The organism is Microbacterium sp. K36 (genome assembly GCF_004794355.1).
Lineage (GTDB): Bacteria > Actinomycetota > Actinomycetes > Actinomycetales > Microbacteriaceae > Microbacterium > Microbacterium paraoxydans_D.
On record NZ_SSDN01000101.1, the window covers coordinates 1 to 26784 of the forward strand.

The following is a 26784-nucleotide window of genomic DNA, read 5'->3' on the forward strand; positions in this document are numbered from 1 at the left end:
CGTCGCGCAGGCGTCCGGCGAGCTCGAACTTCAGCTCGGCGGCGGCCGCGAGCATCTGATCGGTGAGGTCCTGGATCGTGGCCTCCAGCTGCTGGGCGCCCTCGGCCGCGATCCCGGTGCGCCTCAGGTTCGGTGTCGGCGACTTCCCCTTGCCCGACGCCCGGCCGCGGCCGGACATCAGCTCTGCCGTGTCCTGACCCTCGCGCGCCAGCACCTCGGTGATGTCGGCGATGCGCTTGCGCAGCGGCTGCGGGTCGATGCCGTGCTCCTTGTTGTACGCGATCTGCTTCTCACGGCGACGGTCGGTCTCCTCGATGGCCTTGGCCATGGAGTCCGTCATGTTGTCCGCGTACATGTGCACTTCACCGGAGACGTTTCGCGCGGCGCGGCCGATGGTCTGGATGAGCGACGTCCCGGAGCGGAGGAAGCCCTCCTTGTCCGCGTCGAGGATCGCGACGAGCGACACCTCCGGGAGGTCGAGACCCTCTCGCAGCAGGTTGATACCCACCAGGACGTCGTACACACCGGCGCGCAGTTCGCTGAGAAGCTCGACGCGACGCAGGGTGTCGACGTCGGAGTGCAGGTAGCGCACCCGGACGCCGTGCTCGCCGAGGAAGTCGGTCAGCTCCTCCGCCATCTTCTTCGTGAGCGTCGTGACGAGCACGCGCTCGTCACGCTCCACGCGAAGCCTGATCTCTTCGAGGAGATCGTCGATCTGCCCCTTCGACGGCTTGACGATGATCTCCGGATCGACCAGACCGGTCGGGCGGATGATCTGCTCCACCACGCCGTCGGCGATGCCCATCTCGTACTTGCCCGGGGTGGCGGACAGGTAGACGGTCTGCCCCACGCGGTTCTTGAACTCGTCCCAGCGCAGCGGTCGGTTGTCCATCGCGCTCGGCAGCCGGAATCCGTGGTCGACCAGGGTGCGCTTGCGGGACGCGTCGCCTTCGTACATCGCGCCGATCTGCGGCACGGTGACATGGGACTCGTCGATGACGAGCAGGAAGTCGTCCGGGAAGAAGTCGAGGAGCGTGTGCGGAGGCTCGCCGGGCATCCGTCCGTCCATGTGACGCGAGTAGTTCTCGATGCCGGAGCAGAATCCGAGCTGCTGCAGCATCTCCAGGTCGAAGGTCGTGCGCATCCGAAGGCGCTGCGCCTCGAGGAGCTTGCCCTGACGCTCGAACTCCTTCAGCCGCTCCTCCAGCTCGTGCTCGATGGTGCCGATGGAGCGCTGGATGACGTCAGTACCCGCGACGTAGTGCGAGGCCGGGAAGATCGGCACGGCGTCGAGCTTCTCGATGACCTCGCCCGTGAGCGGATGCAGCGAGTAGAGCGCCTCGATCTCGTCGCCGAAGAGCTCGATGCGGATGGCGTGCTCCTCGTACACCGGGATGATCTCGATCGTGTCGCCGCGCACGCGGAAGTTGCCGCGCGAGAAGTCGACGTCGTTGCGGTTGTACTGCATCGCGATGAACTGACGGATCAGGGCGTCGCGGTCGTACCGCTCCCCCACCTGGAGCGCGACCATGGCACGCAGGTACTCCTCCGGAGCACCCAGGCCGTAGATGCAGGAGACGGTCGATACCACGACCACATCCCGACGGCTCAGCAGGGAGTTCGTCGTCGAGTGGCGGAGACGCTCCACCTCTGCGTTGATCGAGGAGTCCTTCTCGATGAAGGTGTCCGTCTGCGGGACGTAGGCCTCGGGCTGGTAGTAGTCGTAGTACGAGACGAAGTACTCGACGGCGTTGTTCGGCATGAGCTCGCGGAACTCGTTGGCGAGCTGTGCGGCGAGGGTCTTGTTGTGCGCGAGCACGAGCGTGGGGCGCTGCACCTGCTCGACGAGCCACGCCGTGGTCGCCGATTTGCCTGTTCCGGTCGCACCGAGCAGCACGATGTCGGTCTCGCCCGCGTTGATGCGGGAAGCCAGGTCGGCGATGGCCTGCGGCTGGTCACCGGCAGGGGCGTACTCGCTGATGACCTCGAAGGGGCGGACACTGCGGGTGGGCTGCATACATCAAGCGTATGCCGCCCCTCCGACATCGGGGCCGCGTCCGGCGGCGGCACCGCTCAGCTCGCGCGGAGCCGGTCCCAGAGCGCGTCCGTCTGGGCCAGCGTTTCCGCGATCGATCCCGCGGTGTCGATGACGACGTCGGCGATCGCGAGCCGCCTGTCGTCAGGGACCTGCGCGGCGATCCGGCGGCGCGCCTCCTCCGGCGTCATCCCGCGCAGCCCGACAAGCCTCTCGAGACGGACCTCCGCGGGAGCGTGCGCGACGACGATCGCATCCCACGGGTCGTCCACACGCGCCTCCACGAGAAGCGGCACGTCGTAGACGACGACAGCATCCGGATCGGCACGCAACGCGGCGTCGAAACGGCGCTGGGACTCGGCCCGCACAGCAGGGTGCACGATGGCGTTCAGCTGCGCGAGACGGTCCGGATCGGCGAACACGGTCGCCCCGAGGGCGGCCCGGTCGAGCGACCCGTCTTCGGCGATGACGGCGTCACCGAACGTCCGCGCGATCGCATCGAGCACCTCGGATCCCGGCGCCTGGACCTCCCGCACGATCCGGTCCGCATCGACGATCACCGCGCCGAGCTCGGCGAGCCTGTTCGCGATGGTGGACTTCCCCGACGCGATGCCTCCGGTGAGAGCGATGAGCGGCATCCGACCATCCTGCCACGCCTGCCCGAGGGCGTCGCACGACACTGCCGAGGAACAATCGGGAAAGCTTCGGTCCCTCTTGAGGAAGACTTGACGGTCCCCTGAGGTGCGCTGCGTAACGTCGAAGCCATGACGAACACGGAAGCCACCGCACGCCCTGACCGCACCGAGCGACCCTCCCGACGGCGCCCGATCATGGCGTTCGCGCTGGCCGTGCTCGCGACAGGCGGCATCGGCGCCGCGCTCACGAGCGCCGCGTGGACCGACAACACGTTCTTCAGCGCCCCGGCCGCAGCGGCCACCTTCAACCTCCAGGGTTCCACCGACGGAACCACCTGGAAGGAGTCGGCCGCGAAGAACAGCATCGAGCTCGTCGTGCCCGCGGAGAAGCTGGCCAATCTGCTCCCGGGCGAGACCCGCACGATCAAGCTCTGGGTCAAGAACTCCAGCTCCGTCAACGCCGCACTCACCTCGACCGTCGAGTACGCGCCCGGCAACACGGCGACGGACTTCACGGTCAAGCCGACGGCGTCGATCAGCGGACTCGCCGCATCGCTGACCGCCTCCGGCTCCACGGCGAGCGACGAGTTCGAGCTCGTCGTCACCACCCCGGCCGACTGGGCGACGAGCAACCAGGGCAAGAGCGGCACGATCGTCGTCACGGTATCCGCCACCGCGACCAACTGACACTCACCGAGACAGCCGAGACGAAGGACGAACCGTGGTGCAGCTCCTCCGCCGCCTCTCCCTGGTCGTGCTCTGGGCGCTGGCCGCCACGGGCGTGGGCTGCGGCGTCGTCTGGGGCGCCACGGCGATCGGGCTCATCCAACCGCTCGTCGTGATCTCGGGCTCCATGGAGCCCGGGATCATGACGGGCGATCTCCTCGTCGCGACCAAGGTCCCCGCCGACTCCCTCGAAGTCGGGGACGTCGTCAGCCTCCGGAGCGCGCTGACCGACACCCTGGTGACCCACCGCATCACCGACATCGAGGCCGCCGATGGCGCGCACACCATCACCATGAAGGGCGACAACAACGACTTCTCCGACGCCTTGGACTATCCCGTGACAGGCGATGTGTGGAAGCCGGCAGTACAGCTCCCCGGGTGGGGAACCGCCATCATGAGGATGACGTCGCCCGCCGTCGCCGTCCCGCTGCTGCTCGGACTCCTGGGGCTGCTCGGCCTCAGCATGATGAGCCCCGTCGAGCGACCGGCGCGCAAGCCGCTGACCACGTGACACCCGCACGGAGGTTCTCCCCGGTGGCGGGCTTCGCGGTCGCGATGGCGCTCGTCCTCCTGTCCATCGCTCAGGGAGGCGTCTCCACCACCAGCGCGGCGTGGACGGATCGGACCGTGGTCACGGCGACGGTGACGTCCGCCTCGGCATGGTTGTCTCCGTTCGCGGGGAACACGTGCAAGGCCTACAGCAGCCGGTCGGCCGCCCCCACGACCTGCGCGATCACGGCGATCCGCTATGAGGAGATCAGCGACACCTCCGGCCACTTCTACATCAGCACCAATGCCCCCGGCGGGTCGCACCACGTCGAGGTCGACGTGGACCTGAAGAGGGCGACGGGCCTTCCCCGGACCTGGACTTCCTGGGCCGAAGCGGGGGTGCTCCGGGGCAGCCATGTCACGCCCGACCGCGCGTGGACGTGCGCGTCGCTGCCGCGGCTCACCGGCCGCAGTCTCGACTGGCACCTCACCGACCTCCAGGTTCCGGTCACGCTGCAACGCAGCACGGCGAACACGATCTGCGCGTGAGCACTCCGGAGACGGAGCGAGCGCCCCTCAGCGCGCGAGCAGCTGCCGTCGGGAGCTGATCACGCCGGTGTCGAAGCCGGCGAGATGCAGGCCGCCGTGGAAGCGGGCGTGCTCGATCTTGATGCAGCGATCCATGACGACCGAGAGACCGGCCTCCTCCGCGAGCGCCGCCGCCTCCTCGTTCCAGGAGCCGAGCTGGAGCCACAGCGTCTTCGCCCCGCTGTCGACCGCCTCCTGCGCGACCCCGGGGAGGTCGTCATGACGACGGAAGACGTCGACGATGTCGGGCTGCACCGGCAGGGCACTCAACGACGGATACACCGGTTGCCCGAGGATCTCGGTCTCCCTCGGGTTCACGAGGTAGACGTCGTAGGCCGTGCTGGAGAGCAGGTACGTCGCGACGAAGTAGGAGGCCCGCGCGGGGTTGCCCGATGCCCCGACGATGGCGATCGATCGCGCCCGCCGCAGCAGTCCGAACCGCTGCGGCTGGGTGGGGCCGGTCCAACTGCGCCCCGGTTCGACGACCGCGGGAAGCGCACAGCTGGCCGCGTCCGCGACGGGAGGAAGGGTGCAGGCGTCCCCGGCGGAGTAGGTGCTCATCGGTGGGCTCCCGTCGCGAGGGTGAGGGCCTGATCGAGGTCCCAGATGATGTCCTCCGCGTCCTCCAGGCCGACGGAGATGCGGATCAGGTCGGGGCGCACACCGGCGGCGACGAGCTGCTCCTCGGTGAGCTGACGGTGCGTGGTGGAGGCCGGGTGGATCACCAGGGTGCGGGCGTCGCCGATGTTGGCGAGATGGGACGCGAGCTGCAGGTTCTCGATGAACGCCTCCCCCGCGGCGCGGCCGTCCTCGGCGGAGACCCCGAACGCGAACACGGATCCCGGCCCCAGCGGCAGGTACCGGGCGGCACGGTCATGATGCGGATGACCTTCGAGCCCTGCCCAGGTGACGTAGGACACGCGGGGGTCGGCGGCCAGCCACTCGGCGACGACCCGGGCGTTGGCGATGTGGGCGTCGATGCGCTGGGGCAGCGTCTCCACGCCCTGCAGGAGCGTGAAGGCGGACTGCGGGCTCAGGGCGGGCCCGATGTCGCGCAGCTGTTCGGAGCGCAGCTTGGTGAGGAATCCGTACTCGCCGAAGTTGCCCCACCAGGAGATGCCGCCGTAGGAGGCCACCGGTTCGGTCATCTGCGGGAACTTGCCGTTGCCCCAGTCGAATGTGCCCTTCTCGATGACCACACCGCCGAGCGTCGTGCCGTGGCCGCCGAGGAACTTCGTGACCGAGTGGATGACGATGTCCGCCCCGTGCTCCAAGGGGCGCGCAAGGTACGGCGTGGCGAGCGTCGCGTCGACGACGAGCGGAACCCCGGCGTCGTGGGCGACGGCGGCGAGACCCGCGATGTCGGCGATCTCGCCCGACGGGTTCCCGATCATCTCGACGTAGACGACCTTGGTCTCCGGACGGATGGCCGCGGCGAAGTCGGCAGGGTCGGAGGAGCTGACGAACGTCGTCTCCACGCCGAACCGTCGCAGGGTCACGTCGAGCTGTGTGACCGTGCCGCCGTAGAGCTGCGCGGCGGCGACGACGTGATCGCCCGCGCCCACGAGGGCGGCGAACGTGATGAACTCCGCGCTCATCCCCGAGGCGGTCGCCACGGCCCCGATGCCGCCCTCCAGCGAGGCCAGCCGCTCCTCCAGGGCGGCGACGGTGGGGTTGCCGATGCGCGAGTAGATGTTGCCGTACTTCTGCAGAGCGAAGAGGTTCCCGGCGTCGGCCGCATCGTCGAAGACGAACGACGTCGTCTGGTAGATCGGCACCGCCCGCGCTCCGGTGGCGGCGTCCGGTGTGCCGCCGGCGTGCAGAGCGCGGGTGCGGAACCCGAAGCGGTGGTCCTCGGTCATGATGTCCTCGATTCTGCGGCGAGAGCGCCGGCGATGTCGTCGACGGCCCAGGGGTTCTGCAGTGACGTCGTGTCGCCGAGGGCCTGCGGAGTGCGTCCCGCGCGCCGATCCTGTTCGGCATCCCAGAGCTGCGCGAGCAGGCGGCGCATGATCTTCCCCGAGCGTGTCTTGGGCAGGTCCGGCACGACGACGACGTGCTTCGGCTTCGCGACCGGACCGATCGAGCGCGCGACCTGCGCGCGCAGCGCGTGCGCGTCGATCTCCGCCCGGCCGGATGGGGTGACGAACGCCACGACCGCCTGGCCGGTGACAGGATCCGCCACGCCGGCGGACCCGGCTTCGCCGACCGTCTCGTGCGCGACAAGTGCCGACTCGATCTCGATCGTCGAGAGGCGATGACCGGAGACGTTCACGACGTCGTCGAGTCGGCCCAGGATCCAGATGAACCCGTCGGCGTCCCGGGTCGCCCCGTCTCCGGCGACGTAGTAGCCGCCGTACGCGCCCACACCGGCGTACGCAGACCAGTACGCGTCCCGGTAGCGCTCCGGGTTCCCCCGGACGGTCCGCGCCATCCCCGGCCACGGGCGCCGGACGACCAGCGTCCCGGATCGGCCCGGCGCCACCTCGTCGCCGTTCTCGTCGACCACGGCGACGTCGATGCCCGGAAGCGGGACCGACGCGGAGCCGGGCTTCAGCGGCGTGATGCCGGGTAGGGGGGCGATCATCGCGGCACCGGTCTCCGACTGCCACCACGTGTCGATGACGGGGAGCTCATCCCGCCCGAAGTTCCGGCGGAACCACACCCAGGCCTCCGGGTTGATCGCCTCGCCCACCGTGCCGAGCAGTCGCAGGGTGGACAGGTCGTGGCCGCTCGGCAGCTCGTCGCCGAACCAGGTCATGAACGTCCGGATGAGCGTGGGGGCCGTGTAGTAGACCGTGACGCCGTAGCGCTCGATGATCTCCAGATGGCGCTCGCGGCGCGGAGTGTCCGGCGTGCCCTCGTAGATGACCTGGGTGAGCCCGTTCGACAGCGGTCCGTAGATCTCGTAGGTGTGGGCGGTGACCCAGGCGAGGTCAGCGGTACACCAGTGGACGTCGTCCGGTTTGGCGTCGAAGTGCGCCCAGTGCGCCCAGCTCGCGTGCGTCAGGTAGCCGCCGGAGGTGTGCACGAGGCCCTTGGGCTTCCCCGTCGTACCGGAGGTGTAGATGATGAAGAGCGGGTGCTCGGCGTCGAAGGCCGTCGCCTGATGCGCGGTGGGGGCCGTGTCGACGACGTCGTGCCACCACACGTCCCGGCCTTCGGTCCACGGGACGCTCTGTCCTGTGCGACGGAGCACGAGGACGTGCTCGAGCTCCGGCAGTCCCGCAGCGGCGGCATCGGCGGCGGATTTGACCTCGGTCGCCGTCCCCCTCCGGAACTGGCCGTCGCTGGTGACGAGCAGCTTCGCCCCGGTGTCCTCGAGCCGGAAACGCACGGCTTCTGCGGAGAATCCTCCGAAGACGAGAGAGTGGACGGCTCCGATCCGCGCGCAGGCGAGCGTGATGACCACGGTCTCGACGAGCACGGGGAGATAGATCACCACCCGGTCCCCCGGTCGGATCCCGAGGTCTTCGAGCGCGTGCGCGGCCTGCGCCACACGGCGCTGGAGGTCGGCGTAGGTCACCGAGACCCGGTCGCCGGGCTCCCCTTCGAAGTGCAGCGCCACCTTGTCGCCGCGTCCGGCGTCGACATGACGGTCCACGCAGTTCACCGCGACGTTCAGCCGTCCGCCGAGGAACCACCGCGCCGCGGGGACGGCACCGTCGACGGGCGGCTCCCACTCGTGCACGGCCGTCCACGGCTCGGCCCAGTCCAGTCGGCGCGCCGCGTCCTCCCAGAAGGCCAGAGGATCAGTGGCCGCGCGCTCGTAGGCGTCCGCGGTCACGTTGGCGTCGAGGAACGCGGGCGACGGAGGATAGACCCGCTCCTCCAGCAGCCGAGCCTCGGTCGTCGTCACGTCCATCGCCGCAGCAGGTACTTCTCCAACAGCGCGAGCACGCCGTTGGTGATCGTTCCGAGCAGCGCGAGCAGCACGATGGAGAGCAGGATGCGGTCGACACGCCCTGTGCTCTGGGAGTCGGTCAACAGGAAGCCGAGCCCCATCGAGGACGCGATCAGTTCGGCGGCCACGAGGAACAGCCATGCCTGGGCGAGCGCGAGGCGGAGGCCGGCGACGACGGACGGCACGACAGCCGGAAGCTGGACCGTGCGGAACAGCGACCATCCGTGCAGGCTGAACGAGCGTCCCGCCTCGACGAGCTGCGGATCCACATGCCGGAGCGCCGAGGCGACCGTCGTGTAGACCGGGAAGAACGCACCGATCGCGATGAGGGTCACCTTGGACTCCTCGCCGATCTGCATCCACAGGATCAGCAGCGGCACCCAGGCGAGCGACGGCACCGCACGAACCGCGGCGAGGGTCGGGCTGAGCAGCACGTCACCCCAGCGCGACAGCCCGACGATGCCTGCCGCGGCGAGCCCGATGACCGAGCCGATCGCGAACCCGAGCAACACCCGCTGGACGGAGATGGCGATGTGGGTCCAGAGCTGTCCGGACTCGGCGAGTTCCACCCCGGCCTGGAAGACCGACGCCGGCGCCGGGAGTCGGTACGGCTCGATGAGACCGGCCGTCGTGACCACCTGCCAGGCGATGAGGATCACGGCCGGGAGCAGGAAGCCCCCGAGAACCCGCACGACGGGCGGCAGGGCACGGCGTGCTCCTCCCGTCCCCCTCCGGGGAGCGCCCTTCGCGAACGCGAGCGCGTCCCGCGATTCCGCCGGGACGACCACCCGCTCCTCCAGACCGGTCACTCGCTCGCGCCCGCCTTCGTCGCGAAAGTGTCGTTGATGATGCTGGACAGCGCCTTGTCGACGGATTCCTGTCCGCCCTGGACGTCGCCGGACTCGACGAGCACGGGGGCGATCTTCTCGAGCACCGCGAGCTGGTCGTCACCGGGGACGCCGTTCACGTCGAGGTTCGACCGCTCCTGGATGACCGTGGTCGCGACCTCGAGGTCGATACCGGCGACCTCTGCCAGCAGGGCGGCGGTCTCCTCCGGGTTCTCGAGCGCCCACGCACGCGCCTCTTCGTAGGCGTCGACGACGGCCTGAGCGAGGTCGGGGTGGTTGTCGATGAAGTCCTCGGTCGCGTTGAGGAAGCCGTAGGTGTTGAAGTCGACGTTGCGGTAGATGAGCTTGTCGCCCGACTCCTGCTCCGCGGCGGCCATGATGGGGTCGAGCCCCGCCCACGCGTCGACGGAACCACCGTCGAGCGCCGCGCGCCCGTCGGCGTGCTGGAGGTTCTGCACCTCGACGTCGGCCAGAGACAGCCCGCCCTCCTCAAGGGCCTGGAGGAGGAAGAAGTAGGGGTCGGTGCCCTTGGTGGCCGCGACGGAGGCGCCCTTGAGGTCCTCCACCGAGGTGATGTCGCTGTCGGGACCGACGACGATGGCCGACCACTCGGGCTGGGAGAAGATGTCGATCACCTGGATGGGCGAACCGTTCGCGCGGGCGAGCAGCGCAGCCGAGCCCGCCGTCGATCCCACGTCGACCGAACCCGAGCGGAGGAGCTCGTTGGCCTTGTTCGACCCCGCGGACTGCACCCATTCGACGGTGACGTCGTCACCGAGGATGTCCTCCAGGATGCCCTGGTCGCGGATCACGAGGCTGAGGGGGTTGTAGGTCGCGAAGTCGATGGACAGCGTGTCCGCCGACCACTCGCCGTTCCCGGCGGGGGTGGACTCGGCCTCGGCGGACGCGTTCTCGCCGGCGACGCAGCCGGTGGCGACGAGCATCATCGTCCCGGCGACGGCGATCGCAGGGATGATGCGGCGGGTGATGGTGCTCATCGGGTCTCCTCGGGGGTGTGGTGATGCGTGTCCACGCCGAGCCCTTCGAGGAGCTCGGCGCGCAGGTCGGCGAGGCCGCGGTCAGCGCGGTCTCGGGGGCGGATGCCGGGGACGCGGATCGTCCGCGCGACGGACGACGCCGTGTCGTCCGCGTCACCGACGGTGCGCAGCAGCAGCACGCGGTCGGCGAGATAGAGGGCCTCCTCCACGTCGTGGGTCACGAGCAGCACCGTGGTGGGCTCGGCCGCGTGGATCTTCAGGAGCAGGTCGTGCATACGGAGGCGGGTCAGGGCGTCGAGGGCGCCGAACGGCTCGTCGAGCAGCAGCACCCCGGGGTTCCTGGCGAGAGCGCGGGCGAGCGACGCCCGCTGCGCCATGCCTCCGGACACCTCGCGCGGACGCTGATCGGCGGCGTGCTCGAGACCGACGAGCTGCAGCAGTTCGCGGACCCGAGTGCGTCCGGCGCGGCGGGAGACGCCGCGAGGAAGACCGAGTTCGACGTTCTGCGCGAGGGTGCGCCACGGAAGCAGCCGCGGCTCCTGGAACGCGATCGCGGTGCGCTCGTCGACATCGGCGACACCGGAGCCGTCCAGGCGGATCGTCCCCCGCGTGGGGGTGTCCAGCCCGCCGATCAGGCGCAGCAGCGTCGACTTCCCGCACCCGGACGGACCGACGACGGCGACGATCTCCCCGGCGGCGATGTCCAGGTCGAGATCGCGGAGTACCTCGCGCCGCCCCTGCGCGAGCGGGAACGACCGCGCGATGCCGTCGAGGCGCACGGGCTGTGCGGAACCCGCTGTCTTCGGGGCCTCAGCGGTGCGCGACGCAGCGGGCAGGAGGACGGTCATGTCCCCATGCTGTCGGAGGCTCCGGAATGTTACGAATGCGGCCGTAACGTTGCGTCACGCACGTGTTCCGCGGGATTCCGGGCATGCGAAAAGGGCCGCCACACCCGCCGCGAAGCGGGTTGACGACCCTTTTCGGAGTGTTGCTTAGGAGTTGCCGCCCGAGAGCTTCTCGCGCAGAGCCGCGAGAGCCTCGTCATCGGCGAGCGTGCCGGCGCCGGCCGACTCGCTCGAGAAGGACTGGCCGCCGAAGTCGTCGCCGGCCGCAGCCTCGGCCTCGGCCGCCTTCGCGACCTGAGCCTTGTGCGCCTCCCAGCGAGCCTGGGCCGCAGCGTACTCCTGCTCCCATGCCTCGCGCTGGGCGTCGAAGCCTTCCTTCCACGCACCGGTCTCGGCGTCGAAGCCCTCCGGGTACTTGTACTCGCCGTTCTCGTCGTACTCGGCGAGCATGCCGTACAGAGCCGGGTCGAACTCGGTGCCGTTGGGGTCGACCGACTCGTTGGCCTGCTTCAGCGACAGCGAGATGCGACGACGCTCGAGGTCGATGTCGATGACCTTGACGAAGACCTCTTCGCCGACCGACACGACCTGCTCGGCCAGCTCGACGTGCTTGCTGGAGAGCTCGGAGATGTGGACGAGGCCCTCGATGCCGTCTGCGACGCGGACGAACGCACCGAACGGAACGAGCTTGGTGACCTTACCCGGCGTGACCTGACCGATCGCGTGGGTGCGGGCGAAGACCTGCCACGGGTCCTCCTGGGTCGCCTTCAGCGACAGGGAGACGCGCTCGCGGTCGAGGTCGACCTCGAGGATCTCGACGGTGACCTCCTGGCCCACCTCGACGACCTCGGAGGCGTGCTCGATGTGCTTCCAGGACAGCTCGGAGACGTGCACGAGGCCGTCCACGCCACCCAGGTCGACGAACGCACCGAAGTTGACGATCGACGACACGACACCCTTGCGGACCTGACCCTTGTGCAGGTTGTTCAGGAACGTGGTGCGCGACTCCGACTGCGTCTGCTCGAGCAGCGCACGGCGGCTGAGGACGACGTTGTTGCGGTTCTTGTCGAGCTCGAGGATCTTCGCCTCGATCTCCTGGCCGAGGTACGGCGTCAGGTCGCGGACGCGGCGGAGCTCGATGAGCGAGGCCGGGAGGAAGCCACGGAGGCCGATGTCGACGATGAGTCCACCCTTGACGACCTCGATGACCGTGCCGGTGACGACGCCGTCGTTCTCCTTGATCTTCTCGACGTCTCCCCAGGCGCGCTCGTACTGTGCACGCTTCTTGGAGAGGATCAGGCGGCCTTCCTTGTCCTCCTTCTGGAGAACCAGGGCCTCGACCTCGTCGCCGACCTTGACGACCTCGTTGGGGTCGACGTCGTGCTTGATCGAGAGCTCGCGCGAGGGGATGACACCCTCGGTCTTGTAGCCGACATCGAGCAGGACCTCATCGCGATCGATCTTGACGATCGTGCCTTCGATGATGTCGCCGTCGTTGAAGAACTTCAGGGTCTTCTCGACCGCGGCCAGGAAGTCCTCAGCAGATCCGATGTCGTTGATGGCGACCTGCTTGGTGGCCGGGGCGGTCGTTGCGGTAGTCATGTAGTGGGTTGTCCTTGTGAATGGATACTCGGGCTGCGGAGCATGGCCGCGCACGGCCGGGATGTGCTTCGCAGCAGGTGGATTGTGGTGTCTTCGTCACCTGGGCATGCGTGTACACGCCACGAGTGACAGTTCAGGCTACCAGAAGTTGCCGCCCCATGAAGGGGCGGATCTCCCGCAGCCACTCTGTGGATAACGCCCGCGGCGACTTGCGCATTCCGCATACGGTGGCTCGGTGATGTCGCCCACTCCTCTCCGTCTCCTGGCCGTGCTGGCACTCGGCGTCTCGCTGCTCTCCGGATGCACCCCCACTCCGGAGTCCACGCCGACCCCCTCCCCCGCGTTCACCTCCGAAGAAGAAGCCTTCGCCGCCGCCGAGGCCACCTTCTCCGAGTACATTGACGCGCTCAACCGCGTCGACTTCTCTGACCCAGCTACCTTCGAGGGCGTCTTCAGTCATCTATCCGGGCAGGCGGCTGAATCCACGAGGCGCGCATTCAGTCAATTTCATGCCCAAGGAGTCCTCACCTCAGGCGCGACGCGGTTTCTATGGGTGAGCGGAGTGTCCGCCGACGCCGACTCGGGCGGGGTCCAAGCTCGGGTTTGTATAGACGTAAGTGAAGTGGATGTCGTCGACTCTGACGGCGCTTCGATCGTCGCTCCAGATAGACCAGCCCTGCAACCCACAGTGGTGACGTTTGCCGCTACCGCCAACGCCGCATCGACGATCTCCGACCTTCAGAACTCGGAGGAGTTTACGTGCGCCTCTTAACCGCGATCGTCGCGATCACACTTTCAACGCTCGGCCTCATTGCTCCATCAAGCAGTGGCTGCAACGCGGCGGTGTCCTTCGTCACTGGGTGCTCCAACACCGGAAACCGCCTGACGATCGCCGCGACCGAGAAGCGCTCAACGCCAAACGCTCCAAGTCACGAGCCTTCCAAATCTCCCTCGAACCCAGAGACGGAAAGCAAGCCGTGCCGGACAGACGACACGCCACTGAGCAGGTCGTGCGGGATGTACGCAGTGCGGGTGACCGAGGAATCCGGGCGGCCACTCACGATCGAGGATGTCGCACAGTTCGCACCCGACCCGGTGACGACCGCCGCCGAGCCGGGGAACGCGGGCGTCGCAGGTATGCCGACGAACTTCGTGGCCACGGTCGCCGCAGACACGGTGACCGGCACCCTGCTCGATCGGCCGGTGACCGTACGCTTCACACCGGTCCGCGTCGTCTTCGACCACGGGGACGGCACGACGGCCACGACGCCCGACGGCGGCCGCACCTGGTCGGAGCTCGGGCAGGCGCCGTTCACGCCCACACCGACCAGCCACACCTTCGCGCATCGGGGCACGTACTCCACGAGCACCCTGGTCGTCTACACCGCGGAGGTCGACATCGGCGGGGGCTGGTTCCCCGTGTCCGGTGAGCTGTCAGTCGACGGACCGTCCCGGAGCGTCCGCATCTACGAGGCCACCACCGCGCTCGTGGCACGGACGTGCGAAGAACGACCCGCGGCGCCGGGCTGCTGAGCACCTGATCTGGCACGCTCTACCCTGAACCCATGACCCGCGCCGAACGCCTCATGCTGCTCGACACCGCCAGCCTCTACTTCCGTGCGTTCTACGGCGTGCCCGACAAGGTGACGGCCCCCGATGGCTCCCCCATCAACGCCGCACGCGGATTGCTGGACATGATCGCCAAGCTGGTCACCGCTTATCAGCCGACCCACGTCGTGGCCTGCTGGGATGACGACTGGCGTCCGCAGTGGCGCGTGGATCTCATCCCCAGCTACAAGACCCACCGGGTGGTGGAGGTCGTGGCGGACGCCCCGGACGTCGAAGAGGTCCCCGACCCGCTGGAGGCGCAGATCCCCCTGATCAGGGAGACGCTCGGGGCCATCGGCATCCCGATCGTCGGCGTCGCCGAGCACGAGGCGGACGACGTGATCGGCACGCTCGCGACGAACGCGACGATGCCCGTCGACATCGTCACCGGCGACCGCGACCTGTTCCAGCTCGTCGACGACGAGCGCGACGTGCGTGTGATCTACACGGCCCGCGGCATGAGCAACCTCGAAGTCGTCACGGACGCGACGGTCGTCGCGAAGTACGGTGTCCTGCCGACGCAGTACGCGGACTTCGCGACGATGCGCGGGGACGCGTCGGATGGTCTCCCCGGCGTCGCCGGCATCGGCGAGAAGACGGCGGCCACCCTGCTGCAGAAGCACGGCGACCTGCTCGGCATCCGGGAGGCCGCGGAAGCCGGCGAGGGCATGAGCGCCGGCATCCGCGCGAAGATCCTCGACGCGCAGGCCTACCTCGACGTCGCTCCGACCGTCGTCGCCGTCGCCACGTCGCTCTCGATCGCTGCCCCGGAAGTCGCCCTGCACGCCCTCACGTCGGAGGAAGCCGAACATGCAACGGCCCTCGCTGAGCGCTGGAATCTCGGCAGCTCGATGACACGAGCCGTCACCGCGGTCACCACGGCCGCGAACGAGATCAGGGACGCCTGACCAGCATTGACGTCACTCCGCCCAGGCGAGGAGGCGCGAAAGCCCCCACGTGGTGACGATGCGTGACGCCGGAACGCCGGCGCGCTCCGCCCGTTCGGCACCGTGGTCCAGCAGGGAGAGCTGGCCGGGGGCGTGCGCGTCGGAGTCGATGGAGAAGAGGCATCCCGCCTCCAGCGCGGTCGCGATGAGATCGTCCGGCGGGTCCTGACGCTCGGGACGGGAGTTGATCTCCACGGCGACCCCGCTCTCCGCGCAGGCCGCGAACACCGCGGCGGCATCGAACGCCGACGGCGGTCGCGTGCCCCGGTCGCCCTGGACCAGGCGGCCAGTGCAGTGTCCGAGGACGTTCACCCGAGGATGCGAGACGGCCGCGATCATCCGCGCGGTCATCGCCCGTCCGTCCATGCGGAGCTTGGAGTGCACCGAGGCGACGACGATGTCCAGGTCCGCGAGGAGCGCATCCTCCTGATCGAGCGCTCCGTCTTCCAGGATGTCCACCTCGATACCGGCGAGGAGCGTGAACCCGTCCCCGGACTGCGCCCGAACCTGCGGGATCTGCTCTCGGAGTCGCTCCGCCGACAGGCCCCGCGCCACGCGAAGGCGCGGTGAGTGATCCGTGATGGCCTGGTACTCGTGGCCCTGCGCGCGGGCGGCAGCAGCCATCACCTCGATGGAGGTCGTCCCGTCCGACCACTCGGTGTGGGCGTGCAGGTCACCGCGGAGCTTCCCGCGGAGCACCGACACCTTCTCGGGTTCGACGTCGCCACGGAGCTCGATCAGATACTCCGGCACCTCTCCGGCCTGAGCCTGCCGGATGACGGCGAACGTCGACTCGCCGATGCCCTTGGCGGCCCGGAGACGCGTCGGGTCGCCCTGCACGTCGGACGGAAGATCCTGGAACGTGGCCGCCGCCTGGCGGAACGCCTTGGCCCGGTATCGCGACGCCCGCTCGCGCTCCAGCAGCGAAGCGATTTCGAGCAGCGCGTCGACCGGGTCCATGGTCACTCCTTCGGGGCAGCCAGCTCGCGGCTCACGCCGATCCATTGGTCGAGCTTCGCCAGCGCACTCCCGTCATCCACCGCAGCGGACGCCCGGGTGAACCCGTCGCGGAGGCGCTCGAGGATGGGCCGCTGCACCTGGGTCGCGTCCTGGGACAGCTCGAAGGCGACGATACCGGCGGCGGCGTTGAGGAGAACGATGTCCCGCACCGGTCCCTGCTCTCCCGCGAGGGTCCGACGGAGGATCTCGGCGTTGTGGGCGGGCGAGCCGCCGATCAGATCGGAGAGGTCGGCGAGGGGGATCCCCAGGTCGCGCGGGTCGAGGTCGTGCTCGTGGATGTCCCCGCGGGTGACCTCCCAGATGCGGCTGTGGCCGGTGGTCGTGAGCTCGTCCAGTCCGTCATCGCCACGGAACACCAGCGCGGTGGCACCTCGTGTGCGGAAGACGCCGGTGATGAGCGGCACGCGCTCCATCTGCGCCACGCCGACCGCGTTCGCCTCGGCGCGCGCCGGATTGCAGAGCGGTCCGAGCATGTTGAACACCGTGGGCACGCCGAGCTGCGAACGGACCGCGCCGGCGTGCTTGAAACCGGGGTGGAAGGCCCCCGCCCAGGCGAAGGTGATACCCGTCCGGTCGAGGATCGAGGCGACGGCCGCGGGGTCGAGCGAGAGTTCCAGGCCGAGGGCACCGAGGACATCGGAGGAGCCGGACGCGGAGCTCGCGGCCCGGTTCCCGTGCTTGACGACCGGGATCCCGGTGGCACCGATGATGACGGCCGCCGTCGTCGAGACGTTCACCGTCCCCACCCGGTCCCCGCCCGTGCCGACGATGTCCAGCACGTCCGGAGAGACCGGAAGCGGCACCGCGGCTTCGAGGATGGCATCCCGGAAACCGACGATCTCGTCGATCGTCTCGCCCTTCGCGCGCAGAGCGACGAGGAACCCGGCGAGCTGCGCTTCGGAGACCTCGCCCTTCATGATCTGCCGCATGGCCCAGGTGGACTCCCAGACGCTGAGGTCGCGACGCTCCAGGAGAGAGGTGAGCACGTCGGACCAGGTCAGGGAATCAGCCATGTGTGCGATCCTATCGGCGCAGAAAAAACGTGCAGTGCGATCCGGGCGGGCGCCCAGCCGACGGAGGGACGGCGTTTCCCGCGTATTCACCGGGTATTCGCAGTGTTTTCTTAGGGTCCCCTAAGTCCCCGAAGGGCGAATCGAGGGTCTGGGGTGCAAGAATCACGCTCGCGGATCGGCCATAATGGAGGGGTGACGACCTCAGCGACGTATGCCCCGGCGGCGAGAACCATCAAGCGGCCCAACCCGGTAGCTGTCGGCACCATTGTGTGGCTCGGCAGCGAGGTGATGTTCTTCGCGGGACTCTTCGCGATCTACTTCACGCTCCGCAGCACCTCACCCGAGCTGTGGGCCGACCGTACCGAGCTCCTGAACGTTCCGTTCGCGGCAGTGAACACGGCGATCCTCGTGCTCTCCTCGTTCACGTGCCAGATGGGCGTGTTCGCGGCGGAGGACCTGCAGCCGTACAAGATCGGCAAGGGACAGAAGAACGGTGCCGGCCGCCGTCGTCTGTTCGGCTGGGGCATGGTCGAGTGGTTCTTCCTCACCTTCGCCCTCGGCGCGATCTTCGTCTCGGGTCAGGTCTGGGAGTACGCCCAGCTGGTCGCCGAGGGAATGCCGATCCAGGCTGATGCCTACGCCTCGGCCTTCTACATCACCACCGGCTTCCACGCCCTCCACGTCACCGGCGGACTCGTCGCGTTCCTCCTGGTGATCGGCCGCGCGTACGCCGTCAAGAACTTCCGGCACAAGGAGGCGACCTCCTCGATCGTGGTGTCCTACTACTGGCACTTCGTCGACGTCGTCTGGATCGTGCTGTTCTTCGTTATCTACTTCCTGAAATAAGAGCGGAGCTGATCCCCGAGATGGCACGAGAGAAGAAGCGCCGTTCGAGCGGTCGTCGCAGCCCACTGGCGGCGGCCGCGCTCATCGGAGCAGGCCTCATGATCACCGGTGCGGTGTACGCGGGCGCGACGGCGGCATTCGCCGCCAACGACGCCCCGACGGCATCGACGCAGCTGACGGTCGAGGACGGCGAGAAGCTGTTCACGGCCAACTGCGCCACCTGCCACGGCCTCGACCTGGAGGGCACCCCCAACGGCCCGAGCCTCTACGGCGTCGGCGAGCTGGCGGTGGAGTTCCAGGTGTCGACCGGCCGTATGCCGCTGCAGATGCAGGGACCGCAGGCTCCGCAGAAGGAGCCGCAGTTCACCGAGGAGCAGATCCTCGCGATGGCGGCCTACGTGCAGTCCGAGGCCCCCGGCCCGACGTACCCCGCCGACGAGATCCTCGACGGCGAAGGCGACGTGGCACACGGCGCCGAGCTCTTCCGCGTCAACTGCGCGATGTGCCACAACGTGGCCGCCGCCGGTGGCGCTCTCACCGAGGGCAAGTACGCTCCGGCCATCACCGAGACCAGCGCGCTGCACATCTACGCGGCCATGGTCACCGGCCCGCAGAACATGCCGGTCTTCGGCGACATGAACCTGTCCGACGAGGACAAGCGCGACATCATCTCGGCTCTGCTCTTCCAGCAGCAGTCCGTCCAGATCGGCGGCTTCTCCCTCGGCTCGCTCGGACCGGTCTCCGAGGGCCTGTTCGTGTGGATCTTCGGTATCGGCGCTCTGGTCGCCATCACCGTGTGGATCACGGCGAAGTCCAACTGACGCTTATTCATCGAAGAGGAACGTACGAGGAGCACCATGGCACACGACGACGACTCGCAGGCTCTTGACAGGGCCTACCAGCCCTCTCCGGGGCTGGGTGTCGCAGTCAGCGATCCCGTGCAGAACCCCGGTCTTCCGCCGCACCGCGAGCGGATGACCGACAAGGACCCGCGGGCTGAGAAGGCCGCCGTCCGCACCGTCTACACGCTGTTCTACCTGTCGCTCGCCGGCAGCATCTGGGCGGTCGCCGCCTACATGCTGTTCCCGATCGAGAGCGGCGCTCTCATCGACATCCGTCAGAACAACCTCTTCATCGGTCTCGGCATCGCGCTCGCGCTGCTGGCCCTGGGCATCGGCGCGATCCACTGGTCGAAGGCCCTCATGTCCGACAAGGAGCACGTCGAGCTCCGCCACCCCACCCGGGGCAAGGACTCGACGCGTGAGGCGGCCATCAAGGCCTTCGCCGACGCCAACGAGGAGTCCGGCTTCGGCCGTCGCACGATGATCCGCAACTCGCTGTTCGCAGCGATCGTCGCGTCGATCATCCCCGGTGTGACGTTGTTCCGCGGACTTGCTCCGCACTCAACGCCGGACGACCCCACTGCGGGCGACCCGGTCGCGCTGCTGAAGCACACGATGTGGGATGAGGGCATGCGCCTCGTCCGCGACCCCGACGGCACCCCGATCCGTGCCGCCGACGTCACGCTCGGCTCCGCCTTCCACGTGATCCCGGAGGACCTCGCGGAGCTCGGTCACGATGAGGGCTACCTCGAGGAGAAGGCCAAGGCCATCGTGCTGATGATGCGCCTCCGCCCGGAGCAGCTCATCGAGGCCGAGGACCGCAAGGACTGGTCCTATGACGGCATCGTCGCGTACTCCAAGGTCTGCACCCACGTCGGCTGCCCCGTCGCGCTGTACGAGCAGCAGACCCACCACCTGCTGTGCCCGTGCCACCAGTCGCAGTTCGACGTCACGGACCACGCGAAGGTCATCTTCGGCCCGGCTGCCCGGCCGCTGCCGCAGCTGCCCATCACCGTGGACGACGAGGGCTACCTCATCGCACGCAGCGACTTCACCGAACCCGTCGGCCCGAGCTTCTGGGAGCGCCATTGAGCACCGCAACGCTGTCCAAGGACGAGAAGGACACCAAGGCGCCTCTCGGCGGCCGCTTCGTCGGCGCCGCGTCGAACTACATCGATGAGCGCACGAGCCTCTCGGGCTTCGTCAAGGAGCTCGGCCGCAAGATCTTCCCCGACCACTGGTCGTTCATGCTCGGTGAGATCGCGCTCTGGAGCTTCGTCGTCGTGTTCCTCTCCGGAACCTTCCTGACGTTCTTCTTCCAGGCGTCGATGGTGGAGACCCACTACACCGGCGCCTACGCCCCCATGCGCGGCATCGCGATGTCGTCGGCTCTCGAGTCGACCCTGCACATCTCGTTCGACCTCCGCGGTGGCCTGCTGGTCCGCCAGATCCACCACTGGGCCGCGCTCGTCTTCATCGCCGGCATCGGCGTGCACATGCTGCGCGTGTTCTTCACGGGCGCGTTCCGCAAGCCGCGCGAGCTGAACTGGGTGATCGGCTTCGTGCTGTTCATCCTCGCGATGGCCGAGGGCTTCACCGGTTACTCGCTCCCCGACGACCTGCTCTCCGGCAACGGCCTGCGCATCATCGACGGCATGATCAAGGGTCTGCCGCTGATCGGCACCTGGACCTCGTTCCTCCTCTTCGGCGGCGAGTTCCCGGGCACCGACATCGTGGGTCGCCTGTACACGCTGCACATCCTGCTGCTCCCGATGCTGGTCATCGCCTTCATCGCCGTGCACCTGATGCTCATGATCATCAACAAGCACACGCAGTTCGCCGGCCCCGGCCGCACGAACGACAACGTCGTGGGTTACCCGATGATGCCGGTCTACATGTCCAAGATGGGTGGCTACCTGTTCATCGTCTTCGGCACCATCGTGCTGATCGCGACGTTCTTCCAGATCAACCCGATCTGGAACTACGGCCCCTACGACCCCTCCCCTGTCTCGGCCGGTACGCAGCCGGACTGGTACATCGGGTTCGCGGACGGCGCGCTGCGCCTGGCACCGTCGAACTGGGACATCGTGTTCCTCGACCACACCTGGTCGTTCGGAATCCTGGCTCCGGTCGCCGTGCTCGGTCTGTTCATTGTCATCGTCGCGATCTACCCGTTCATCGAGGCGTGGGTCACCGGCGACAAGCGCGAGCACCACATCGCCCAGCGTCCGCGCAATGCGGCCACCCGTACCGCGATCGGCGTCGCCGGCGTCATCTTCTACGCGGTCCTGTGGGCGGCGGCCTCGTCCGACCTCATCGCCACGCACTTCATGCTCACCATGGAAGGCGTCATCCACACGCTGCAGGCTCTGCTGTTCCTGGGACCGATCATCGGCTACTTCGTCACGAAGCGCATCTGCATCGCTCTCCAGAAGAAGGACCGTGAGATCGTCCTGCATGGCTTCGAGTCCGGACGCATCGTCCGCCTCCCCGGCGGCGAGTTCATCGAGGTGCACCAGCCGGTCGACGTCTACGACCGTTGGAAGCTCATCGACGTCGACGGCTACGAGCCGCTGGTCGTCCGCCCGAACGCCAAGGGCCGCATCCCGTGGACGGAGAACCTCCGCTCTGCGATGTCGCGCTGGTTCTTCGAGGACCGCCTCGCCCCGCTCACGCAGGCCGAGATCGACGCCGCCGACGCGCACCAGCACCACGTCACTGCGGGGAACGAGGAGGCGGAGGCCGCCGAGATCCAGGGCGCTCACGAGCGCGCCGGGTTCCCGGACGCGCCGCTCACCGTCGACGAGACGCACGTCGACGAGACGCCGAACACGCCTAGCACGGTGATCTCGACCGAGCCGGTCAAGAAGCCTCGGAAGAAGAAGTCGGAGGACGACGCGTAGTCGTCGCTCCCCCTCGCGAAGGCCCCGTCCGCTTGGACGGGGCCTTCATCGTCCTCCCCTGATGAGAGGATCGTCTCATGTCTTCGGTCGTCCGCCTGCTCCGTGCTCCCCTCCTCGCCGACGCCCCATACGCGTACGCCGCCACCACCCCCGCTGACGCCGTTCTTGGCTACGACGGCCAGCTCGTCGAGATCGAGGCGGTCGCCGCGCTGCCCCCGGAGCGTGCATGACCACCCTCATCCGACACGCGACGCATCAGGACCATGCCGTCCTGGAGGAGATCGAGCGCGCTGCTGACAGCCTTCTGACCGATCGCTTCGGTGCCGAGGACTGGCCCCCGCCGTCGACAGCCGGTGACCGCCAGCGCGCCGAGGGATTCGTCCTGGTGGCCACCTGCTCCCCTGCGGCGGAGGCTGCCGGCGGGCTCGAGGTACCGGTCGGGTTCGTGCAGGTGCTGGAGGGACCCGGGTACGCCCATATGGAGCAGCTCTCCGTCCACCCCGCCTCCGGTCGCCGCGGGATCGGTCGTGCCCTCGTCATGGCGGCCCAGGACGAGTCCCGCCGTCGCGGCCGCTCGCAGCTCACGTTGCGCACCTACGCGGACGTACCCTGGAATGCCCCGTTCTACTCCCGCTGCGGCTTCACGGAGTCCACGCCGGACACCGACTTCCTCCGCGAGCTCGTCGCCGTCGAAGAGCGTCTCGGCCTGAACCGGTACGGACGGCGGATCCAGATGACTGCGGCGCTCTGACCGGCTACGACGGCAGGATTCGCGCGACGCACGACGGTATCCCTCGGTCGTCGACGCCGGCGCATCCCTAGTCTGGGCTCATGATCGATCCCCTCGACTACTTCGCCGCCCGACTCGCGTTCGAGACCGACCCCAGCGACGTGCACGCCGACCGTGCCGCCGGCCGCGCACTGGTCGTGGTCGACGTCCGCTCGACCGAGGCATTCGCCCAGGGGCGCGTGTCCGGCGCGCTCCACATGCCTCACAGCGAAATCGCCCGCCGTGCCCCGGAGGAGATCCCCGCGGACGCCGAGGTCGTCGTCTACTGCTGGAGCCCCGGATGCAACGGCGGTGTCCGCGGCGCGCTCGAGTTCGCTCGTCTCGGCTATCGCGTGCGCGAGATGATCGGCGGCTTCGAGTACTGGGCCCGCGAGGGATATCCCGTCGAAGACGCCGAGGGTGTGCACCACCGTCCCGTCGACCCGCTGACCGGAATCCCCCGCATCCGCACCCACGTGTGACCGGATCCCAGGAACGACGAAGGCCCCCGGAGTGATCCGGGGGCCTTCGTGGTGTGAGGAGACTCAGCGGGCGAAGTTCCCGCGGTAGTACTCGTAGACCCAGCCGACGATGGCGACCACGAAGATCGCGAGGCCGATCGGGAGCAGGAAGTGACCGACCGCAAGACCCACGACGAAGACACCCGCCGAAGCCGCGAGCACCAGCGGCCACCAGGACCACGGGCTGAACTCGCCGAGCTCGGGGTCACCGTCGTCGATGTCCGACGTGAGGATGTCCTCGGGCAGCTCGCCGTTCTGCGCCTTGTGCGTCCGGTCGAGGTAGAAAGCGACCATCGCGCCCATGAAGGCCGAGAAGAACAGGGCGACCGTGCCGACCCACTCGATCTGGTTCACCAGCGGAAGGCCCGGGTGAGCCAGGATGTTCCAGCCCGTGTAGACGACGCCGACGAGGGCGAAGAACGCGGTGAGGACCCACCAGATGATGACGTTGTCGCGCATGGCTCAGTGGCCCTCTCGCTCGCCGGGTGCGGTGGTCGCGAACTCCGCGGCCTCCGGGTGGTTCAGGTCGAACGCCGGACGCTCGCTGCGGATGCGCGGGATCGACGTGAAGTTGTGCCGCGGCGGCGGGCACGAGGTCGCCCACTCCAGCGAGGCACCGTAACCCCAGGGGTCGTTCACCGTCACCTTCGGAGCCTTGCGGGCGGTGATCCAGACGTTCAGGAAGAACGGCAGCATCGAGGCACCGAGAATGATCGCACCGATCGTGGAGACCTGGTTCTGCCAGGTCCAGCCGTCCGCCGCGGAGTAGTCCGCGTAGCGACGCACCATGCCGTCGACACCGAGCCAGTGCTGGATGAGGAAGGTCATGTGGAAGCCGACGAACAGCATCCAGAAGTGCACGTAGCCGAGACGCTCGTTCAGCATGCGACCCGTCCACTTCGGCCACCAGAAGTAGAAGCCGGCGAACATCGCGAACACGACCGTGCCGAACACCACGTAGTGGAAGTGCGCCACGACGAAGTACGAGTCGCTGAGGTGGAAGTCCAGCGGCGGGGCCGCGAGGATCACGCCGGTGAGACCACCGAAGACGAACGACACGAGGAAGCCGAGCGAGAACACCATCGGCGTCTCGAACGTCACCGAACCTCTCCAGAGCGTTCCGATCCAGTTGAAGATCTTCACACCCGTCGGCACCGCGATGAGCATCGTCATCAGGGCGAAGAAGGGCAGCAGCACGGAGCCGGTGACGTACATGTGGTGCGCCCACACGGCCACGGACAGGGCCGCGATCGCGATGGTCGCGTAGACCAGGGTCTTGTACCCGAAGATCGGCTTGCGGCTGAACACCGGGAAGATCTCCGAGACGATGCCGAAGAACGGCAGCGCGATGATGTAGACCTCGGGGTGGCCGAAGAACCAGAACAGGTGCTGCCAGAGCAGGACACCGCCGTTGGCCGGGTCGTAGATGTGCGCACCGAGCACGCGGTCGGCGGCGGCAGCGAAGATCGCCGCGGCCAGGACCGGGAAGGCCATCAGGATCAGCAGGCTGGTGATCAGCGTGTTCCAGCTGAAGATCGGCATCCGCCACATCGTCATGCCGGGAGCACGCATCGTGATGATCGTCGTGATGAAGTTCACCGCACCGAGGATGGTACCGAAGCCCGAGATGCCGAGACCGAGCATCCAGAGGTTTCCACCCGCTCCTGGCGAGAACGACGCGTTGGCCAAGGGCTGATACGCGAACCAGCCGAAAGAGGCCGCACCCTGCGGGGTGAGGAAGCCGGCGACCGCGATGGTCGAGCCGAACAGGAACAGCCAGAAGGCGAAGGCATTCAGACGCGGGAAGGCGACATCCGGAGCACCGATCTGCAGCGGAAGGATCGCATTCGCGAAGCCTGCGAACAGCGGCGTCGCGAACATCAGCAGCATGATCGTGCCGTGCATCGTGAACAGCTGGTTGTACTGCTCCTTCGTCGGGACGATCTGCATGCCCGGCGCGAACAGCTCGGCACGGATGACGAGCGCCATCACACCGCCGAGGAGGAAGAACATCACCGAGGCGATGAGGTACATGTACCCGATCGTCTTGTGGTCCGTGGAGGTGATCCACTTGACGACGATGTTGCCCTTCTGCTCGACGCGCGACGAGCTCATCAGAGCGGCCTGGCGCGCGGGCAGGGTGGTGGGACGGGAGCGGGGTGCCTCGTCGGTGCGAGGAGCTTCAGTGGTCGACATGACTTACTCCTCTCCTTCCTCGGTGTCGGTCTTCCCGGAGGTGCCGGGGAGGTTCGAGAGACGGTCGTACGCGTCGGTGATGTCTCCCGTGTTGCCCTCTTCCTCGAGGGACTGGAGGTAAGCGTCGTACTCGTCCTGCGAGACGACCTTCACGTTGAAGAGCATCATCGAGTGGTACTCGCCGCAGAGCTCGGCGCACTTGCCGGCGTACTCGCCCTCACGAGTGGGGATGAAGGACCAGGAGTTGTCCTTCCCGATGAACATGTCCTTCTTGTAGAGGAAGTCGATGATCCAGAAGGAATGGATCACGTCGCGGGACTGCAGGTTGATCGTGACCTTCTGGTCGACGGGGAGCACCAGCGTCGGCAGCTCGGCCTGGTCGATGTTGCCCTCGGCGTCCGGCTGGGCCTGGATGCCCATCGTCCAGACGGTGTCCTCTTCGGTGTCACCGTCGTACTGGAAGTCCCACGCCCACTGCTTGGCGATCGCGGTGATCTCGACGTCGGGGTCGTCCCACTTCGCCTCGATCTCGGTCTGATCGCGAGCCGTGAAGAAGAACATGCCCAGCACGAGGATGAGCGGCACGATCGTGTAGAAGATCTCGATCGGCATGTTGTAGCGCATCTGCACCGGCAGGCCGGTCTGGCCCTTGCGCCGGCGGTACGCGATCGCAGCCCAGGCCATGAGGCTCCAGGTGACGACGCCGACCGCGAGGAGAACGATCCAGGAGTTCACCCAGAGGGACGAGACGCGCTCCGTCTGGTTGGTTGCTGCCGGACCACCATCCACGAAGCCCGGAAGAAAGCCGTTCAGCTCGGTGGGAGTACATCCCGCCAGAGCCACAGCTGCCACAACTCCCACAGGGAGTGCGGCCCAACGAAGGCGGCGTTTCGAGGGCACGATGCACCTTTCAGATCGCGGACAAGGCATGTTCAAGTCTAGAGCAACCTCACACCTGATTCATGCCAACCATGCAGGTTGAGAAGCGGAACGGCCGCCGTCACGCAAGGTGACGACGGCCGTTCGGGGGAGAACGTGTCAGTGGAAGCTGTCGCCGCAGGCGCAGCTGCCCGCCGCGTTCGGGTTGTCGATCGTGAAGCCCTGCTCGGAGATGGTGTCCTTGAAGTCGATCGAGGCACCGTCGAGGTAGGGAACGCTCATGTTGTCGACGATGACCTCGACACCATCGAAGTCGACCGTCTCGTCACCCTCGAGGAAGCGCTCGTCGAAGTAGAGCTGGTAGATCAGGCCCGAGCAGCCGCCGGGCTGCACGGCGACGCGCAGACGCAGGTCGTCGCGTCCCTCCTGCTCCAGGAGGTTCTTCACCTTCGTGGCGGCGGCGTCCGTCAGCTTGACGCCGTGTGCGCTCGTGGTCTCTGCGGACAGGGTGGTGTCGCTCATGTCGCTCCTCGTGACGGGCCGGGTACGGGCTCTCCTACGATTCTACCG

The 26784-nt window shown here is 67.8% G+C and carries 28 protein-coding genes; 13 read left to right on the forward strand and 15 right to left on the reverse strand.

Features of this window, described 5'->3' with window-relative positions:
• Together uvrB and coaE are read right to left on the reverse strand one after the other, a co-directional pair.
• A partial coding sequence (gene uvrB / locus DW296_RS15710; RefSeq protein WP_136052976.1) for an excinuclease ABC subunit UvrB occupies nt 1–2017 on the reverse strand: 2017 nt, incomplete at its 3' end.
• 56 nt (nt 2018–2073) lie between these two features.
• Entirely contained in the window at nt 2074–2673 is a 600-nt protein-coding gene (gene coaE / locus DW296_RS15715; protein ID WP_136052977.1) for a dephospho-CoA kinase, read from the reverse strand.
• Between the two features lie 126 nt (nt 2674–2799).
• Here coaE and DW296_RS15720 point away from each other — a divergent pair, with 126 nt between their 5' ends.
• From DW296_RS15720 to DW296_RS15730, 3 genes are read left to right on the forward strand one after another with little or no spacing between them, the layout of a single operon-like run.
• Nucleotides 2800–3357 (forward strand): hypothetical protein, encoded by a 558-nt coding sequence (locus DW296_RS15720; protein WP_136052978.1) that lies wholly within the window; start codon nt 2800–2802, stop codon nt 3355–3357.
• 34 nt (nt 3358–3391) lie between these two features.
• Nucleotides 3392–3907, forward strand: a complete 516-nt coding sequence (locus DW296_RS15725) for a signal peptidase I (RefSeq protein WP_240743108.1) — start codon at nt 3392–3394, stop codon at nt 3905–3907.
• A gap of 23 nt (nt 3908–3930) precedes the next feature.
• Nucleotides 3931–4434, forward strand: a complete 504-nt coding sequence (locus DW296_RS15730) for a hypothetical protein (RefSeq protein WP_136052979.1) — start codon at nt 3931–3933, stop codon at nt 4432–4434.
• Between the two features lie 27 nt (nt 4435–4461).
• Here DW296_RS15730 and DW296_RS15735 read toward each other — a convergent pair whose 3' ends face one another.
• From DW296_RS15735 to rpsA, 7 genes are all read right to left on the reverse strand, one after another.
• A complete protein-coding gene (locus DW296_RS15735) occupies nt 4462–5034 on the reverse strand; it encodes a CoA-binding protein (protein ID WP_136052980.1) in 573 nt (190 codons plus the stop codon).
• The gene (locus DW296_RS15740; protein ID WP_136052981.1) at nt 5031–6335 is read right to left on the reverse strand and encodes an O-acetylhomoserine aminocarboxypropyltransferase/cysteine synthase family protein; all 1305 of its coding nucleotides are present in this window, start codon (nt 6333–6335) and stop codon (nt 5031–5033) included. The genes DW296_RS15735 and DW296_RS15740 overlap by 4 nt, the downstream gene beginning before the upstream one ends.
• Nucleotides 6332–8338, reverse strand: a complete 2007-nt coding sequence (acs, locus tag DW296_RS15745; RefSeq protein WP_136052982.1) for an acetate--CoA ligase — start codon at nt 8336–8338, stop codon at nt 6332–6334. The genes DW296_RS15740 and acs overlap by 4 nt, the downstream gene beginning before the upstream one ends.
• Nucleotides 8329–9186, reverse strand: coding sequence for an ABC transporter permease (locus DW296_RS15750; RefSeq protein ID WP_136052983.1), 858 nt, complete (start codon nt 9184–9186; stop codon nt 8329–8331). The genes acs and DW296_RS15750 overlap by 10 nt, the downstream gene beginning before the upstream one ends.
• Nucleotides 9183–10223, reverse strand: a complete 1041-nt coding sequence (locus DW296_RS15755) for an aliphatic sulfonate ABC transporter substrate-binding protein (RefSeq protein ID WP_136052984.1) — start codon at nt 10221–10223, stop codon at nt 9183–9185. The genes DW296_RS15750 and DW296_RS15755 overlap by 4 nt, the downstream gene beginning before the upstream one ends.
• A complete protein-coding gene (locus DW296_RS15760; RefSeq protein WP_136052985.1) occupies nt 10220–11071 on the reverse strand; it encodes an ABC transporter ATP-binding protein in 852 nt (283 codons plus the stop codon). Before DW296_RS15760 ends, DW296_RS15755 begins: the two co-directional genes overlap by 4 nt.
• A gap of 144 nt (nt 11072–11215) precedes the next feature.
• Nucleotides 11216–12670 carry a 30S ribosomal protein S1 gene (gene rpsA, locus DW296_RS15765; RefSeq protein WP_060921208.1) on the reverse strand — a complete coding sequence of 485 codons (1455 nt, stop codon included), beginning with the start codon at nt 12668–12670 and terminating at the stop codon, nt 11216–11218.
• 235 nt (nt 12671–12905) lie between these two features.
• On the opposite strand from rpsA, the gene DW296_RS15770 reads away from it, so the two are divergent.
• From DW296_RS15770 to DW296_RS15780, 3 genes are all read left to right on the forward strand, one after another.
• Complete coding sequence (locus tag DW296_RS15770) at nt 12906–13442, forward strand: hypothetical protein (protein ID WP_136052986.1); 537 nt, start codon at nt 12906–12908, stop codon at nt 13440–13442.
• A 260-nt stretch (nt 13443–13702) separates the two neighbouring features.
• A complete protein-coding gene (locus tag DW296_RS15775; protein WP_136052987.1) occupies nt 13703–14203 on the forward strand; it encodes a hypothetical protein in 501 nt (166 codons plus the stop codon).
• A 32-nt stretch (nt 14204–14235) separates the two neighbouring features.
• Complete coding sequence (locus DW296_RS15780; protein ID WP_136052988.1) at nt 14236–15186, forward strand: 5'-3' exonuclease; 951 nt, start codon at nt 14236–14238, stop codon at nt 15184–15186.
• Between the two features lie 12 nt (nt 15187–15198).
• Here DW296_RS15780 and DW296_RS15785 read toward each other — a convergent pair whose 3' ends face one another.
• Both DW296_RS15785 and trpD read right to left on the reverse strand, forming a co-directional pair.
• Complete coding sequence (locus tag DW296_RS15785) at nt 15199–16185, reverse strand: PHP domain-containing protein (protein WP_205808036.1); 987 nt, start codon at nt 16183–16185, stop codon at nt 15199–15201.
• A gap of 2 nt (nt 16186–16187) precedes the next feature.
• On the reverse strand, nt 16188–17258 hold the full coding sequence (gene trpD / locus DW296_RS15790; RefSeq protein ID WP_136052990.1) for an anthranilate phosphoribosyltransferase: 1071 nt from the start codon (nt 17256–17258) through the stop codon (nt 16188–16190).
• Between the two features lie 192 nt (nt 17259–17450).
• Between trpD and ctaE the strand changes: the two genes are divergently transcribed.
• The 7 genes from ctaE (at nt 17451) to DW296_RS15820 (ending at nt 23100) form a co-directional block, all read left to right on the forward strand.
• Nucleotides 17451–18104, forward strand: a complete 654-nt coding sequence (ctaE, locus tag DW296_RS15795) for an aa3-type cytochrome oxidase subunit III (protein WP_105950032.1) — start codon at nt 17451–17453, stop codon at nt 18102–18104.
• Between the two features lie 20 nt (nt 18105–18124).
• On the forward strand, nt 18125–18925 hold the full coding sequence (gene qcrC, locus DW296_RS15800) for a cytochrome bc1 complex diheme cytochrome c subunit (RefSeq protein WP_071329602.1): 801 nt from the start codon (nt 18125–18127) through the stop codon (nt 18923–18925).
• Nucleotides 18926–18961: 36 nt separating this feature from the next.
• Nucleotides 18962–20038 carry a cytochrome bc1 complex Rieske iron-sulfur subunit gene (qcrA, locus tag DW296_RS15805; RefSeq protein ID WP_025105059.1) on the forward strand — a complete coding sequence of 359 codons (1077 nt, stop codon included), beginning with the start codon at nt 18962–18964 and terminating at the stop codon, nt 20036–20038.
• Entirely contained in the window at nt 20035–21849 is a 1815-nt protein-coding gene (gene qcrB, locus DW296_RS15810) for a cytochrome bc1 complex cytochrome b subunit (RefSeq protein ID WP_136052991.1), read from the forward strand. Before qcrA ends, qcrB begins: the two co-directional genes overlap by 4 nt.
• Before the next feature lie 77 nt (nt 21850–21926).
• The gene (locus DW296_RS16560) at nt 21927–22079 is read left to right on the forward strand and encodes a hypothetical protein (RefSeq protein WP_168429052.1); all 153 of its coding nucleotides are present in this window, start codon (nt 21927–21929) and stop codon (nt 22077–22079) included.
• The gene (locus DW296_RS15815; RefSeq protein ID WP_136052992.1) at nt 22076–22600 is read left to right on the forward strand and encodes a GNAT family N-acetyltransferase; all 525 of its coding nucleotides are present in this window, start codon (nt 22076–22078) and stop codon (nt 22598–22600) included. Before DW296_RS16560 ends, DW296_RS15815 begins: the two co-directional genes overlap by 4 nt.
• An 80-nt stretch (nt 22601–22680) precedes the next feature.
• Complete coding sequence (locus DW296_RS15820) at nt 22681–23100, forward strand: rhodanese-like domain-containing protein (RefSeq protein ID WP_136052993.1); 420 nt, start codon at nt 22681–22683, stop codon at nt 23098–23100.
• Nucleotides 23101–23163: 63 nt separating this feature from the next.
• Here DW296_RS15820 and DW296_RS15825 read toward each other — a convergent pair whose 3' ends face one another.
• The 4 genes from DW296_RS15825 to erpA all read right to left on the reverse strand — a co-directional run bounded on the left by DW296_RS15825 (nt 23164) and on the right by erpA (nt 26736).
• Nucleotides 23164–23598, reverse strand: a complete 435-nt coding sequence (locus DW296_RS15825; protein ID WP_025105064.1) for a cytochrome c oxidase subunit 4 — start codon at nt 23596–23598, stop codon at nt 23164–23166.
• 3 nt (nt 23599–23601) lie between these two features.
• Nucleotides 23602–25335: an aa3-type cytochrome oxidase subunit I gene (gene ctaD / locus DW296_RS15830; RefSeq protein ID WP_025105065.1), complete on the reverse strand. Its 1734-nt coding sequence runs from the start codon at nt 25333–25335 to the stop codon at nt 23602–23604.
• A 3-nt stretch (nt 25336–25338) separates the two neighbouring features.
• Nucleotides 25339–26235 carry an aa3-type cytochrome oxidase subunit II gene (ctaC, locus tag DW296_RS15835; RefSeq protein WP_136052994.1) on the reverse strand — a complete coding sequence of 299 codons (897 nt, stop codon included), beginning with the start codon at nt 26233–26235 and terminating at the stop codon, nt 25339–25341.
• Between the two features lie 138 nt (nt 26236–26373).
• Nucleotides 26374–26736: an iron-sulfur cluster insertion protein ErpA gene (gene erpA / locus DW296_RS15840; RefSeq protein ID WP_136052995.1), complete on the reverse strand. Its 363-nt coding sequence runs from the start codon at nt 26734–26736 to the stop codon at nt 26374–26376.
• Between the last annotated feature and the right edge of the window lie 48 nt (nt 26737–26784).